The organism is Ferruginibacter sp., from assembly GCF_028288465.1.
Taxonomy (GTDB): Bacteria; Bacteroidota; Bacteroidia; order Chitinophagales; family Chitinophagaceae; genus Ferruginibacter.
This window is the reverse complement of record NZ_JAQBNR010000021.1, coordinates 194,817-208,082: the sequence shown is the minus strand read 5'-3', so window position 1 is coordinate 208,082 and position 13,266 is coordinate 194,817. Positions and strand designations below refer to the sequence as shown.

Annotated in this window: 14 protein-coding genes; 13 read left to right on the top strand and 1 reads right to left on the bottom strand. The window is 42.2% G+C overall.

Translation table 11 applies throughout. The annotated features are described in order from the left end of the window. Positions 1–8: 8 nt before the first annotated feature. A complete protein-coding gene (locus JWR61_RS10085; RefSeq protein WP_301927694.1) occupies positions 9–299 on the bottom strand; it encodes a GNAT family N-acetyltransferase in 291 nt (96 codons plus the stop codon). Between the two features lie 237 nt (positions 300–536). On the opposite strand from JWR61_RS10085, the gene JWR61_RS10080 reads away from it, so the two are divergent. The 13 genes from JWR61_RS10080 (at position 537) to JWR61_RS10020 (ending at position 13,229) form a co-directional block, all read left to right on the top strand. Continuing rightward, positions 537–1,979 (top strand): anthranilate synthase component I family protein, encoded by a 1,443-nt coding sequence (locus tag JWR61_RS10080; RefSeq protein ID WP_301927693.1) that lies wholly within the window; start codon positions 537–539, stop codon positions 1,977–1,979. 1 nt (position 1,980) lies between these two features. Next, positions 1,981–2,559 carry an aminodeoxychorismate/anthranilate synthase component II gene (locus JWR61_RS10075; RefSeq protein WP_301927692.1) on the top strand — a complete coding sequence of 193 codons (579 nt, stop codon included), beginning with the start codon at positions 1,981–1,983 and terminating at the stop codon, positions 2,557–2,559. Positions 2,560–2,640: 81 nt separating this feature from the next. Then, complete coding sequence (gene trpD / locus JWR61_RS10070) at positions 2,641–3,627, top strand: anthranilate phosphoribosyltransferase (RefSeq protein ID WP_301927691.1); 987 nt, start codon at positions 2,641–2,643, stop codon at positions 3,625–3,627. A gap of 95 nt (positions 3,628–3,722) precedes the next feature. Next, positions 3,723–4,514 carry an indole-3-glycerol phosphate synthase TrpC gene (trpC, locus tag JWR61_RS10065; protein ID WP_301927690.1) on the top strand — a complete coding sequence of 264 codons (792 nt, stop codon included), beginning with the start codon at positions 3,723–3,725 and terminating at the stop codon, positions 4,512–4,514. A gap of 1 nt (position 4,515) precedes the next feature. Next, positions 4,516–5,142: a phosphoribosylanthranilate isomerase gene (locus JWR61_RS10060; protein WP_290337679.1), complete on the top strand. Its 627-nt coding sequence runs from the start codon at positions 4,516–4,518 to the stop codon at positions 5,140–5,142. A 16-nt stretch (positions 5,143–5,158) separates the two neighbouring features. Next, the gene (locus tag JWR61_RS10055) at positions 5,159–5,788 is read left to right on the top strand and encodes a phosphoribosylanthranilate isomerase (protein ID WP_301927689.1); all 630 of its coding nucleotides are present in this window, start codon (positions 5,159–5,161) and stop codon (positions 5,786–5,788) included. A gap of 182 nt (positions 5,789–5,970) precedes the next feature. Further along, complete coding sequence (locus JWR61_RS10050) at positions 5,971–6,471, top strand: GNAT family N-acetyltransferase (RefSeq protein ID WP_301927688.1); 501 nt, start codon at positions 5,971–5,973, stop codon at positions 6,469–6,471. Positions 6,472–6,633: 162 nt separating this feature from the next. Next, a complete protein-coding gene (trpB, locus tag JWR61_RS10045; RefSeq protein WP_367881797.1) occupies positions 6,634–7,824 on the top strand; it encodes a tryptophan synthase subunit beta in 1,191 nt (396 codons plus the stop codon). A gap of 71 nt (positions 7,825–7,895) precedes the next feature. Then, positions 7,896–8,276, top strand: coding sequence for an endonuclease domain-containing protein (locus JWR61_RS10040; protein ID WP_301927686.1), 381 nt, complete (start codon positions 7,896–7,898; stop codon positions 8,274–8,276). A 117-nt stretch (positions 8,277–8,393) separates the two neighbouring features. Next, positions 8,394–8,861 carry a GNAT family N-acetyltransferase gene (locus JWR61_RS10035; RefSeq protein WP_301927685.1) on the top strand — a complete coding sequence of 156 codons (468 nt, stop codon included), beginning with the start codon at positions 8,394–8,396 and terminating at the stop codon, positions 8,859–8,861. 4 nt (positions 8,862–8,865) lie between these two features. Continuing rightward, positions 8,866–9,636: a tryptophan synthase subunit alpha gene (gene trpA / locus JWR61_RS10030; RefSeq protein WP_301927684.1), complete on the top strand. Its 771-nt coding sequence runs from the start codon at positions 8,866–8,868 to the stop codon at positions 9,634–9,636. Positions 9,637–9,681: 45 nt separating this feature from the next. Next, the gene (locus tag JWR61_RS10025) at positions 9,682–10,776 is read left to right on the top strand and encodes a TlpA disulfide reductase family protein (protein ID WP_301927683.1); all 1,095 of its coding nucleotides are present in this window, start codon (positions 9,682–9,684) and stop codon (positions 10,774–10,776) included. Between the two features lie 221 nt (positions 10,777–10,997). Next, positions 10,998–13,229, top strand: a complete 2,232-nt coding sequence (locus tag JWR61_RS10020) for a transferrin receptor-like dimerization domain-containing protein (protein ID WP_301927682.1) — start codon at positions 10,998–11,000, stop codon at positions 13,227–13,229. The last annotated feature ends 37 nt before the right edge of the window (positions 13,230–13,266 follow it).

The window sequence follows — 13,266 nt, the reverse complement described above, 5'->3', positions numbered from 1 at the left end:
ATGCCAACTTAATTTTCCTTTAAAACATCTGCATATTCTGCCTTGTTCCGCTTCATCAACGCATTGGCAAAAGAACATTGCGGTATTATTTTCAGCTGATTTTTACGGGCATATCCTGCTGCTGTATTAACAAGGGCCCTGCCAATATCTTGTCCCCTTAAAAAATCATCCACTTCCGTATGGTTAATGATCATCACCTGGCCGGGTGTCAACGAATAGTCCAGTTCTGCCAGGTAATTATCCTTGCCTTCAATGTAAAATACGCCTTTGGTTGAAGCCTGTTTGTGTTGGATATCCATTCTTATATTTTTTATTGAATTTACTAAAAAAGTTTTTTTGGTAATAAAATCTGCCACATATTTGCACAACGAAATGAAGATACAAAATACATATAGCAAAATCTGGTGGTGGCAATCATTATTATGATGTGTCGCAATGCTATGTATGTACTAATTATATTAAGGCCCCGACACATTGTGTTGGGGTTTTTTAATTTGTTGGTTTCCGGCTTTTAATTACGTTCACAAAAAATACGCATGAGGAAGATTATTATTGACACAACCTGCAAAAAATTATTGGCCGATGTATTTACGCCGGTGGGTATTTACCTGAGGTTAAGAGATCGTTTCAGGGACACTATTTTGCTGGAAAGCAGCGATTTTCATGCAGGTGAAAACAGCTATACTTTTATTGGCATTAACGCCATTGCAGGTATTGAAATCAGCAACACTGCTGTGCTGGAATTTAAGCTGCCGGGTGAGCCACAGGAAAAAATTGCCATCGCAAATCCTACCGACGTGCCTCAACTGTTGTGGGATTTTATGCAACGCTTTGAAATAAAAACGCCCGCAGCAAAACCCATCAGTGTTGCCCAGGGATTATTCGGCTACAGCACGTATGACGCGGTTCAGTTTTTTGATTCTATCGAACTTAATAAAAACAAGAACGCTGCAATATTGGATGGCAGTGGTGTTGCGGCGGCTGAAATACCGCTGATGCGCTATCGTCTATATCAGTATGTAATAGCCATCAATCATTTTAAAGATGAATTATTTATTTGCGAAAATGCGATTGAAGGCATCCCGAGCGAAGTAGAACTTGTAGAGAGTTTGATCCGCAGCAAAGACGTACCAACTTTTCCTTTCCATACGAATGGGGAAGAAAGTTCTAATCAAAGCGATGAACACTACATGGAAATGGTGAAAAAGGGTATCGCCAGTTGCCATCGTGGCGATGTGTTTCAGATTGTATTGAGCAGAAGATTTGAGCAATCATTTACCGGCGATGAATTCAATGTATACCGTGCGCTGCGCAGCATTAACCCCAGCCCTTATTTATTTTATTTTGATTACGGCGATTATAAACTGATGGGGTCATCTCCCGAAAGCCAGCTGATCGTACAAAACGGAAAAGCCATTGTACATCCCATTGCAGGCACTTTCAGGCGTACTGGAAATGATGATACCGATAAAGCCCTGGCGATACAACTGGAACATGATGAAAAAGAAAACGCCGAGCATGTAATGCTGGTGGATCTTGCAAGAAACGACCTGAGCAGGATGTGCAATGAAGTAGAAGTTACTCAGTACAAAAAGGTAAACTATTATTCTCATGTGATTCATTTAGTAAGTGAAGTACAGGGCAAGGTAGGAGCCGAGAAAAATCCTTTTAAATTGCTGGCTGTAAGTTTTCCGGCAGGTACCTTAAGTGGTGCGCCCAAGTTTAAAGCCATGCAATTAATTGACGGATACGAGCCGACTGTTAGAAGTTATTATGGTGGTGCTATCGGCTCCATTGGCTTTGATGGCAGTTGCAATCATGCGATTATGATCCGGACTTTTTTGAGTAAAAATAATACACTCATTTGCCAGGCAGGCGCAGGCATTGTGGCGGCAAGCAATCCCGCAAGCGAGTTGCAGGAAGTAAACAATAAATTAAATGCATTAAAACAAGCCATTGTTCTGGCGCAAAATATCTGAGATGAAAATATTGGTATTTGATAATTATGATTCCTTTACGTACAACCTTGTTCACCTGGTAGAAAAGATCACCCATGAAAAAGTGGATGTATTTCGTAATGACCAGATTGCTTTGGATGATGTGAATGCATACGATAAAATTATTTTATCGCCGGGCCCGGGCATACCGGAAGAAGCAGGTTTATTATTGCCGCTAATTAAAAGGTATGCTGCTACTAAATCTATACTGGGCGTATGTTTGGGCCACCAGGCAATCGGTCAGTCCTTTGGCGGCATTTTAAAAAATTTAGATAAAGTATATCATGGTATTGCAACAAAAATCAATATCCTTAATGAAGAGGCACCGGTATTAAAAGGTTTGGGTAAAGAAGTTGAAGTAGGCCGTTACCATAGCTGGATCGTTGATAAGGAAAATTTTCCTGCTGAACTGGAGATTACAGCGGTAGACGACAATGGTTATGTAATGGCACTGCAACATAAAACATATGATGTGCAGGGTGTACAGTTTCACCCGGAAAGTGTGCTGACACCATTGGGGGAGAAGATGATGCGTAACTGGCTGGGCGAAAGTTATAAATAAGACGTTATAAGTTTGTAATTGAAAATCAGATTTTAAATTAATGCTTCCCGCATTCTTTACCGGGAAGGCAATATTGCTAGTATGAAACAAATATTAAGCTATTTATTCGAACACAAAACACTTTCAGCTGAACAGGCAAAAGAGGTATTGTTGAATATCAGTAGGGGCATATACAATGAAAGTGAAATCGCTTCTTTTATAACCGTGTATTTAATGCGCAGCATTACTATTGCAGAGTTGCAGGGTTTCCGGGATGCGTTGTTGGAATTGTGTGTGCCGGTGAATTTACACGGGCTGGAAGTGATGGATATAGTAGGCACGGGCGGAGATGGAAAAAATACTTTCAACATATCAACTCTCAGTTGTTTTATTGTTGCCGGAACGGGCAACAAAGTGGCTAAACACGGCAACTATGGCGCTTCTTCCATAAGTGGTTCAAGTAACGTAATGGAGCAATTGGGTTACAAATTTAAAAATGATACCGATGCCTTAAACAGGGAAATGGATGAAGCAAATATTTGTTTTTTGCATGCGCCTATGTTTCATCCGGCATTAAAAGTAGTAGGACCAATCCGAAAAAATTTGGGCGTTCGTACCTTCTTTAATATGCTGGGGCCAATGGTAAATCCTGCCTCCCCCAAACACCAGCTGGTAGGAGTTTACAATCTTGAAATGGCGAGGATATACAATTATTTATTGCAACAAACCAGCAGCAATTTTACTATTATTCACGGGCTGGATGGTTATGACGAAATCTCTTTAACAGGTGATACAAAAGTGATTACCAATACAGGTGAAAAGATCATGAGCGCAGAATCGCTTGGCAAGCGCACGGTAAGTGCAGTTGATATTTACGGAGGCGATACACCGGAAGAAGCAGCTAAAATATTCCTGAACGTTTTAAAGGGGGATGGTACATGGTCACAGAATTCAGTCGTATTGGCCAACTCAGCCATGGCATTGCAGTGTACAGGTAAATATGCCGATTATGAAACCTGCTACCAGCTGGCCGTGGAAAGCCTTGAAAGTGGTAAGGCATTGGAAACACTCAGAAAAGTATGCGCCTGATTAATTTTACAATGATGCTGACACCGTCATTGTATTGAACGTTTGAAATAATTATAACCAACTTTTATACAAGTCAATTTTACTCCATCTACTGAATGAATATTTTAGACACGATAATAGCGCATAAAAAAATAGAAGTTGCACAAACCGAATTACAAACGCCCGTTCAGGAGCTGGTGCAATCAGCATTGTATAATCGCCCAACGTTATCACTGAAACAATTTTTGCTGGATGAAATCAAAACAGGTATCATCGCAGAGTTTAAAAGACAATCTCCCTCCAGGGGAATTATTAATGATAAGGCAGAGGTGGTAGAAGTTACCAAAGCTTATACTCAATATGGAGCAAGCTGTTTATCGGTATTAACAGATCAGCATTTTTTTGGAGGTAGCAACAATGACCTAATAAAAGCCCGGGTAAATAATATACCTATTTTGCGCAAAGATTTTATTGTTGATGAGTACCAGATCACCGAAGCAAAATCAATTGGTGCAGATGTAATTTTGCTCATTGCTGCCTGTCTTACACCGCAAAGGGTGGAAGAGTTGGCCAGGTTTGCGAAAAATCTTCAGCTGGAGGTATTGCTTGAAATACACTGTGAAGAAGAGTTACAGCATATTTGCTCCGATACTGAAATTGTTGGTGTAAACAACCGGGACCTTAAAACGTTTACCGTTGATATCAACCGCTCCATCGCATTAAGCAAAAAAATACCGGCTGATAAAATTAAAATTGCCGAAAGTGGTATCAATGATATTGAAACAATTGGTATCTTCAAAAATGCGGGTTTCAAAGGGTTTCTGATAGGCGAAAACTTTATGAAACAACCCGATCCGGCGATTGCTTTTGCCCATTTTGTTCAACAATTAAATGCAACCAACAAATAAAATGAGAGTAAAAGTTTGTGGTATCACGCAGGAGGAGCAACTGGTAAAATTACCTGAAACGGGCGCCACTTTTGCAGGCCTTATTTTTTATCCTAAGTCACCGCGGTATGTGTTGCGGCAAATGACAACCACGCAAATAAAAAAAGAAAGCAATGTAAATAAAGTAGGCGTTTTTGTAAACGCTTCTGTGGAAGAAGTGCTGCACATGGTGGATGAATGCCGCCTGCATATGGTTCAGTTACATGGTGATGAAACACCAAAATATTGCGAAAAAATCGCTGACTATATTTCGGTGGTAAAAGCCTTCCGCATCAGTGACAGTGATAATATTGGCTGGCGTATAAAAGACTATATGGAAGTGTGCGATATGTTTATGTTCGACACGGAAGGCGCAGGTTACGGTGGTACCGGCAAAAAATTCGACTGGGGTAAACTGCATGATGTGGCGGTTGGTAAACCCTATTTTTTAAGCGGAGGCATTGAGCCCGGGGATGTTGAGAAATTAAAAGCATTCAGTCAGCTGCCTGAAGCGAAAGGATTGTTTGCCATTGATATCAACAGCAAGTTCGAAATATTGCCCGGAGTTAAAGACATGGAAAAAATTAAAAAATTTATACAACAATTATAACCAGAAAAAACAAACGATGAACATTAAGGTATGTGGTATCACGCAGTTAAAACAATTGCAGCAGTTAGATGGATTGAATATAGATTTTGCCGGCCTGATTTTTTATAAAGAATCACCCCGTTATGTGGTTGGTAAAATTTCTAAAGAAGAGCTGGAGTCAACCGACTTTGACATTAAAAAAGTAGGTGTGTTTGTAAATGCCGCTTATGATGAAATTATACAAATGGTGGAAGATTATGGTTTGGATGTGGTGCAGTTGCACGGTGAAGAAACGCCTGAGTTGTGTGAGCAGCTATCTGATGACGTAGAAGTAATTAAGGCTTTCAGTATTGATGCAAACACAGGCTCAATAGATGAGCTGGTAGCGGATTACGATGCCGTGTGTGATTATTATTTATTTGACACCGCTGGTAAAAATGGTGCTGTAGGCGGCACGGGAAAACAGTTCGACTGGAAGTTGTTGAAAAAAGCTAAAATTGAAAAGCCATTCTTTTTAAGCGGCGGAATTGGCCTGGAAGATGCGGTAAAAGTAAAGGCCTTTAAGCACCCCGATTTTATGGGTATCGACATCAACAGTAAGTTTGAAAAGGAACCCGGCGTAAAAGACATGGCATTGGTATTACAACTGAAGCAAGCTTTAAAATAGATTTATTTGCACGCGGTTAAATTTACTTTTGCGCCTCAACCTAAAGACTGTAATTCCCCTTTAGGGGATAGGGGTTGTCCTGGCCATGAAGCCTTGTGGTACATCGTTGCATCGCCCTCTTGTACCGCATACCATTGTTGAACTTTTATTAAAGCGTAGTGGGTTTATTTTAATTGACAAGTATGATAACAATTCAAGCCGCCACTGAAGAAGATATACCAGCCCTGCTGGAAATCTATAACGATATCATCATCCACACCACGGCAGTATGGCACGAAGAGCCGCATACGCTCGCCATGCGGCAGGAATGGTTTGCAATTAAAAAAGAACAGGGCTTTCCGGTATTTACGGCAAAAGAAAATGGCGTCGTGATAGGATTCAGTACCATCGGGCCTTTCAGGCCATGGTTTGGGTACCGGTTTACGGTAGAAAATTCTGTGTATGTTGCCGGTAAAAGCCGCGGTAAAGGCGTGGCAAAATTATTGATGCCACCGTTGATTGAAGCCGCAAAACAATTGGGACTTCATGCAATAGTAGCGGGTATAGAAGCTACCAATGAAGCAAGCATTGCGCTGCATGAAAAGTTTGGCTTTGTGGAAGTAGCGCATTTTAAGGAAGTAGGGTTTAAGTTTAACCGGTGGATGGATTTAAAATTTTTGGAACTGATAATCCCTGGCATTTAAAATATAAAATGCATTGCAGCATGAACCAGGGTCAGGCCGCAAATTCAAACACCATAAACAGCAGCCGGTACTCCGAATTGAAAGGGCTGCGCATAGCTGAAAAAATACAAGTGAGCCGATAGCTATCGGCTGACACAATGATGTTAAATTGAAATACAAATGATGACAACACAACAAAATAATTTCGCTGTAAATGAGCATGGATATTACGGCGATTTCGGCGGGGCTTTTATACCGGAAATGTTATATCCCAACGTAAAGCAGTTGCAGGAACAATACCTGCAAATAATGCAGGAGCCGGCGTTTCAGCAGGAGCTGCAGCAATTGTTGCGGGATTATGTCGGCAGGCCAACACCGCTGTTTTTAGCAGAAAGGCTGAGTGCGAAACACGGCGTAAAAGTGTACCTGAAAAGGGAAGACCTTTGCCACACCGGCGCACATAAAATCAACAATACGGTCGGACAGATTTTGCTGGCGCAACGCCTCGGCAAAAAAAGAATTATCGCCGAAACCGGCGCCGGTCAGCACGGTGTTGCAACGGCCACCGTTTGTGCACTGAAAGGTTTGGAGTGCATCGTATACATGGGCGAAAAAGACATTGAGCGGCAAGCCCCCAACGTGGCAAGAATGCAGATGCTGGGTGCGACCGTGGTGCCGGCCATTAGTGGCAGTAAAACATTGAAAGATGCCACCAACGAGGCAATCAGGGATTGGATCAACAACCCCGTAGATACACATTATATCATCGGCAGCGTGGTAGGGCCGCATCCTTACCCCGATATGGTGGCACGTTTTCAAAGCATCATCAGCGAGGAAATAAAAAAACAATTGCTTGAAAAAACGGGTAGTGAATTACCTACGCATGTAATAGCCTGTGTGGGTGGTGGCAGCAATGCAGCCGGAGCCTTTTATCATTTTCTGGATGACTTATCGGTACAACTTGTGGCCGTGGAAGCAGCTGGTTGTGGTATTGATAGTGGTATGAGCGCAGCAACAAGTCAGCTTGGTAAACCGGGTATTTTACATGGCAGCAAAAGCCTGCTAATGCAAACGGAAGATGGGCAGGTGGTAGAACCACACAGCATTTCAGCGGGCCTTGATTATCCCGGTATTGGTCCCTTGCATGCGCATTTGTTTAAAACTGGTCGTGCTGTTTTTATGAGTGCAACCGATGAACAGGCACTAAAAGCAGGCTTCGAAATAAGTCGTACGGAAGGTATTATTCCGGCGCTGGAAACTGCCCATGCTTTTCATATTTTGAATGACATGACTTTTAGAAAAGACGATGTAGTGGTGATTTGTTTAAGCGGAAGAGGGGATAAGGATTTGGCGACTTATATGAAGTATTTATAGTGACCTCATCCCAACCCTTCTCCTTGAGGAGAGGGGCTTTTGGAGCATTCAAATTTGTAAATTATTTTGTTATGGCAGACTATAATGAAAAATTACACAACAATGCCAATCCTTCAACTTATGAAAATGCGCACTACTTAAGACAGTTAAAAACCGAAGCAGAAGAGAAATTATGGCAGTCAATCAGAAACAGAAAAGTGATGAATCTGAAGTTCAGAAGGCAGCATCCTTTTGGAAATTATGTGCTTGATTTTTATTGCCATGAAATTAAATTGTGTTTAGAAGCCGACGGCGGCATACACAATAAAAAGGACATTAAAATTTGTGATACAGAGAGGACGGAAGTTTTAAGCGAAAGCGGGATAAATGTTTTACGGTTTACAAATAAAGCAATTATAGAAACCATCGAAGAGGTAGTGAGCCGAATTGAAGAATTTGTAAGGAACAGATAAATACAAAACATTAAAACGCCAGAAAAAGAACAACTCTACGATGACAGTAAACCCATCGATCCGATCCTTCTCCTAAAGGAGAAGGTGCCCAGAGGGCGGATGAGGTGAAATAAAAACATGGAAAATAAGATCGAAATAATCCCCTTCGCCAGTAACCTTGCAACAAATTTTGCTGCACTCAACAAAGCATGGGTGCAAAAATATTTTGTGCTGGAACCGCTGGATGAAAAGATGCTGGCTGACCCTGAGAAATATTATATCAACGAAGGTGGCTTTATTTATTTTGCCTTGTTCAACGGCGAAGTAGCCGGAACAATTGCCCTGCTGAAAGTAACCGAAAGCATTTTTGAATTATCGAAAATGGCCGTGGATGAAAGGTTCCAGGGGAAAAAGATTGGGAGTGTATTGGTGGACTATTGCCTGAGCGAAGCAAAAAGATTGCAATTGGAGAAAGTGATTTTGTATTCCAATACCACACTTGGCCCGGCCATTCACTTGTATGAAAAATATGGATTTAAGGAAGTGCCGGATTTTAAATCGGAGTATAAAAGGGCAAATATTAAAATGGAACTTGCATTAAAATAAGAAGATGAACAGAATTGATCAACTATTCGCGAAGAAAAATAAAAGTATACTGAACGTGTACTGTACTGCAGGCTACCCGCATTTAAACAGTACTGTAGAAGTGCTGACGGCGCTGCAACAAAACGGGGCAGACCTTGCAGAGATCGGTATGCCGTACAGCGATCCGCTGGCTGATGGACCGGTAATACAACAAAGTAATATGGTGGCATTGGAAAATGGCATGAGTATTTCCATTTTGTTTGAACAGCTGCAGCAGGTAAGGGAAACGATTGCCCTGCCAATTATTTTAATGGGCTACATGAACCCGATTATGCAATACGGTCTGGAAAAATTTTGTGCAGATGCTGAAGCAGTTGGTGTAGATGGCATCATTTTGCCAGACCTTCCGATGTATGAATTTGAAACCATTTACAAGGATCTTTTTAATAAACATAACTTAAGGTTTATCTTTTTGGTAACACCTGAAACCGGTGAAGAAAGGATCAGGAAAATTGATGCGTTGAGCAGCGGTTTTTTATATGCGGTATCTTCCTCATCCACCACGGGTAATAATAAAGCCATCAGCGATCAAAGTAATTACTTTAAAAAATTGCAGGGTATGCAACTCAAAAATCCCATCCTGGTTGGGTTTGGTATAAAAGACAAGGAGACTTTTGAAACCGCTTGTGCCAACACCAATGGCGCCATTATCGGCAGTGCGTACATTAAGGCGTTGCAGGATAGCGTCAACATACAGGCAAGCACTAAAGAATTCCTAAATAGTATCACTGCTTAAAACCATTTGATCAAAACGGGTTAAATTGCATGTTAAATAAAAACCATGAAGCATTTTTTTCTAATTATATTATTACTGCCCTTGCTGGTAACGGCGCAAACAAAATCAAAAGCAAAGTCGGCTGCACCCGTAAAAAAGGCTGCAACAGCTGCCAATGCCCCGGCTGATGGTTTTGCAATTCATGGTGAGGTAACAGGTTTTGCAGATGGTACAACGGTGGCATTATTAAACGGTCAAACTGGTACACCAGAAGCCGAAACAACTATCAGTAAAAACAAGTTCGCTTTCACGGGAAAACTGGCTGCTCCTGATTTTAAAATTGTGTTGTTCAACAAACAGCCTCCTTATCTCGTTTTATTTTTAGATAACAGTACTGTAACTGTTAAAGCTACCAAGGATGCCATAGGTAACGCTGTGGTAACCGGTTCAGCAACGCATAAGGATTACGAAAGTTTATTGCAAACTATACAACCGTATCAAAAATTGTTTGCTGAAAATGCTTCAGAAGGTGATGGTGATAAGGACAAAGCGTTGGCGGCAATTGATCAGTTTATCAAACAGCACGCTGCTTCTTTTGTTACCCCGCTCGCAATCATCCGCTACAACCAGTTATCAGAAGATGCAGTTAAAATGGAAGCCATGTACAATGATTTAAACGCACCGTTAAAAGCTTCTTCTATGGGCACCTATATCGCCCAGCAAATTACAGAGGCAAAGAAAAATGCGGTGGGCACCATGTTGCCAGACTTCACGCAACCTGATACAACCGGAACGCCGGTTAGCCTTTCTTCTTTACGTGGCAAATTTGTACTGGTAGATTTTTGGGCAAGCTGGTGCAGACCCTGCCGCCAGGAAAACCCCAATGTAGTAGAGAGTTACAATAAGTTTAAAGACAAAAATTTCACCGTGCTCGGTGTTAGTTTAGATAAGGCAAAACCTTCCTGGGTTGATGCCATAAAAATGGACGGGCTTACATGGAATCATGTAAGTGATTTGCAGGGGTGGAGCAACGCTGTGGCACAACAGCTGGGCATCTTCAGCATTCCCCAAAATTTCTTAATTGGCCCTGATGGTAAAATCGTAGCCAAAAATTTAAGAGGCCCTGCGTTGGAAAAAAAGCTAAGTGCTTTGTTGAAATAGAAGGGGAAGTTAACTGTTAGTCATTATGCTCGTGCTACAAATTAATTTATTAAGTTGATTTTTGATATGTGAAAACTACTTTTTTTTGTTCCTGCAATGTTGTTATAAATTATCTGTGCTCAGGTAATTTTATTATTCATGTAGCTTTTTAATCTTGCATTAAAAAGCTATATTCGTTTTAAGAGCATGATTCAAATATCTTTCCACCAAAACTTTTAACCATGAGAAAATTTTGTACGCTGCTGATGGCAGGTAGTTTTAGTTATGTTGCCGCTGTAGCGCAAACCAATAGCATACTTGGTTTCAGCGCCTCTTCTGCACAGGCGCAGTTGGAAACAGAAAAAAAATACGATGCCAACCTGCAGGCGAAAAACGTGGATGTTTTAATCAAAGAAATGTCTGCTGTACCACACCATGTAGGCTCTCCCGGCGATGAAGCCAATGCAAAATATATACTCGATAAATTTAAAAGCTGGGGCTATGATGCACAGATAGAAACTTTTTATGTATTGTTTCCAACACCTGTCACAAGGCTGCTGGAAATGACCGGTAGCAAAAATTTTAAAGCTTCTCTAAAAGAACCTGCCTTAAAAGAAGATGCTACATCCGGGCAAACTTCCACCCAATTACCAGTGTACAATTGCTGGAGTGCCGACGGTGATGTAACCGCCGAGCTGGTTTTTGTAAACTACGGCGTACCGGCCGATTACGAAAAGCTGGCGAGGATGGGCGTTGATGTAAAAGGTAAAATTGTAATTGCCAAATACGGGCAGAGCTGGCGTGGTATTAAGCCAAAAGTGGCGCAGGAACATGGCGCCATTGGTTGCATCATTTATTCTGACCCGAAAGAGGATGGCTACTTCCAGGGCGATGTGTATCCCAAGGGGCCGTGGAGGCCTTCTACCGGCGCTCAACGAGGCTCGGTAATGGACATGCCTGTTTATCCCGGCGATCCGCTGACACCCGGTGTTGGCGCTACTAAAGACGTTACCCGGCTCGATAGAAAAGACGCAACCAATTTATTAAAGATACCTGTGATCCCAATCAGCTATGCCGATGCGTTGCCCTTGCTGCAAAGCCTGGAAGGACCGGTTGTTCCGGATGCATGGAAAGGTGCTTTGCCCATTACATATCATGCTGGCCCAAGTGTAAATAAAATTCATTTAAAATTATCATTCGACTGGAAAATAAAACCTTTGTACGATGTGGTGGCAAAATTAAAAGGATCCGATTTTCCGGATGAATGGGTCATCCGCGGCAACCACCATGATGCATGGGTAAACGGCGCCAACGATCCATTAAGCGGACAGGCTGCCATGATGGAAGAAGCCAGGTCTGTCAGCGAACTGCTAAAAACAGGGTGGAAGCCAAAACGTACCATCGTTTATTGTGCCTGGGATGGCGAAGAGCCAGGTCTGATGGGGTCAACAGAGTGGGTGGAAGAACATGCGGATGAGCTACAGAAAAAAGCCGTGCTCTATATCAACTCGGATGGCAACGGCCGTGGCTTTTTAGATGCGGGTGGTTCCCAGGCGTTGGAGCCTGCCTTTACTGAAATCGCTAAGTCGGTAATGGATCCGCAAACAAATGTTACGGTATTCGACAGAAGGCGGTCGCTCGAAATCATTGGTGCAACCAGTGCAAAAGCAAAGAAAGATTTGCTGGCTAAAAATACATTCACTTTGCCTGCATTGGGCTCTGGCTCCGACTTTTCGCCGTTTGCACAACATGTGGGCGTACCTTCTTTAAACATTGGTTTTGGTGGGGAGGATGAAGGAGGCGAATACCATTCCATTTATGATTCATACGACTTATACAAGAAATTTAAAGACCCTGAATTTGCATACGGTGTAGCCCTTGCAAAAACAGCAGGCCACACAACGCTTCGGTTTGCTGATGCAGAAACCCTTCCTTTCGATTTTCGTAATCTGCAGAGCACCATCAGTAAGTATGCATCCGAAGTAATTGCCATGGCCGATGAAATGCGGGAAAATACGCTCGTGGAAAATCAGCTTATTAAGGATAAATATTACACCATTGCGGATAAAGTAACCGAGCCTTTATTGCCGCCTGTTGCAAAAACCGAAGTGCCTTTTTTAAACTTCAGTTCGCTGCAAAATGCAGTTAGTACGCTGGCCAAAAGCGCAGCTGCTCTAAACACGGTGAGCAGCGGAAACATTCCTGCTGATAAGAAAGATGAACTTAATAAACAATTATACCGGGCGGAGCAGGTGCTGCTTACAAAGGAAGGCCTGCCACGCCGTGGCTGGTACAGGCATGCCATTTACGCTCCCGGCTTTTTTACCGGCTATGGCGTAAAAACATTGCCCGGTATTACTGAAGCGCTGGAACAACGCAACTGGAAAGAAGCGCAGGAACAAATTGAAATTGCAGCAACAACCATCAACAGTTTTTCTGCTTACCTGGATGCGGCAGCCAATGCGGCAAAGTAAGATGATAGAAATGTTGGTCCAGGCTACAAAGCAATGT

Excerpts from the sequence above, each read along its gene's own strand:
- JWR61_RS10085 (WP_301927694.1), bottom strand. The coding sequence starts at position 299 with ATGGATATCCAACACAAACAGGCTTCAACCAAAGGCGTATTTTACATT.
- JWR61_RS10080 (WP_301927693.1), top strand. The coding sequence starts at position 537 with ATGAGGAAGATTATTATTGACACAACCTGCAAAAAATTATTGGCCGAT.
- JWR61_RS10075 (WP_301927692.1), top strand. The coding sequence starts at position 1,981 with ATGAAAATATTGGTATTTGATAATTATGATTCCTTTACGTACAACCTT.
- trpD (WP_301927691.1), top strand. The coding sequence starts at position 2,641 with ATGAAACAAATATTAAGCTATTTATTCGAACACAAAACACTTTCAGCT.
- trpC (WP_301927690.1), top strand. The coding sequence starts at position 3,723 with ATGAATATTTTAGACACGATAATAGCGCATAAAAAAATAGAAGTTGCA.
- JWR61_RS10060 (WP_290337679.1), top strand. The coding sequence starts at position 4,516 with ATGAGAGTAAAAGTTTGTGGTATCACGCAGGAGGAGCAACTGGTAAAA.
- JWR61_RS10055 (WP_301927689.1), top strand. The coding sequence starts at position 5,159 with ATGAACATTAAGGTATGTGGTATCACGCAGTTAAAACAATTGCAGCAG.
- JWR61_RS10050 (WP_301927688.1), top strand. The coding sequence starts at position 5,971 with ATGATAACAATTCAAGCCGCCACTGAAGAAGATATACCAGCCCTGCTG.
- trpB (WP_367881797.1), top strand. The coding sequence starts at position 6,634 with ATGACAACACAACAAAATAATTTCGCTGTAAATGAGCATGGATATTAC.
- JWR61_RS10040 (WP_301927686.1), top strand. The coding sequence starts at position 7,896 with ATGGCAGACTATAATGAAAAATTACACAACAATGCCAATCCTTCAACT.
- JWR61_RS10035 (WP_301927685.1), top strand. The coding sequence starts at position 8,394 with ATGGAAAATAAGATCGAAATAATCCCCTTCGCCAGTAACCTTGCAACA.
- trpA (WP_301927684.1), top strand. The coding sequence starts at position 8,866 with ATGAACAGAATTGATCAACTATTCGCGAAGAAAAATAAAAGTATACTG.
- JWR61_RS10025 (WP_301927683.1), top strand. The coding sequence starts at position 9,682 with ATGAAGCATTTTTTTCTAATTATATTATTACTGCCCTTGCTGGTAACG.
- JWR61_RS10020 (WP_301927682.1), top strand. The coding sequence starts at position 10,998 with ATGAGAAAATTTTGTACGCTGCTGATGGCAGGTAGTTTTAGTTATGTT.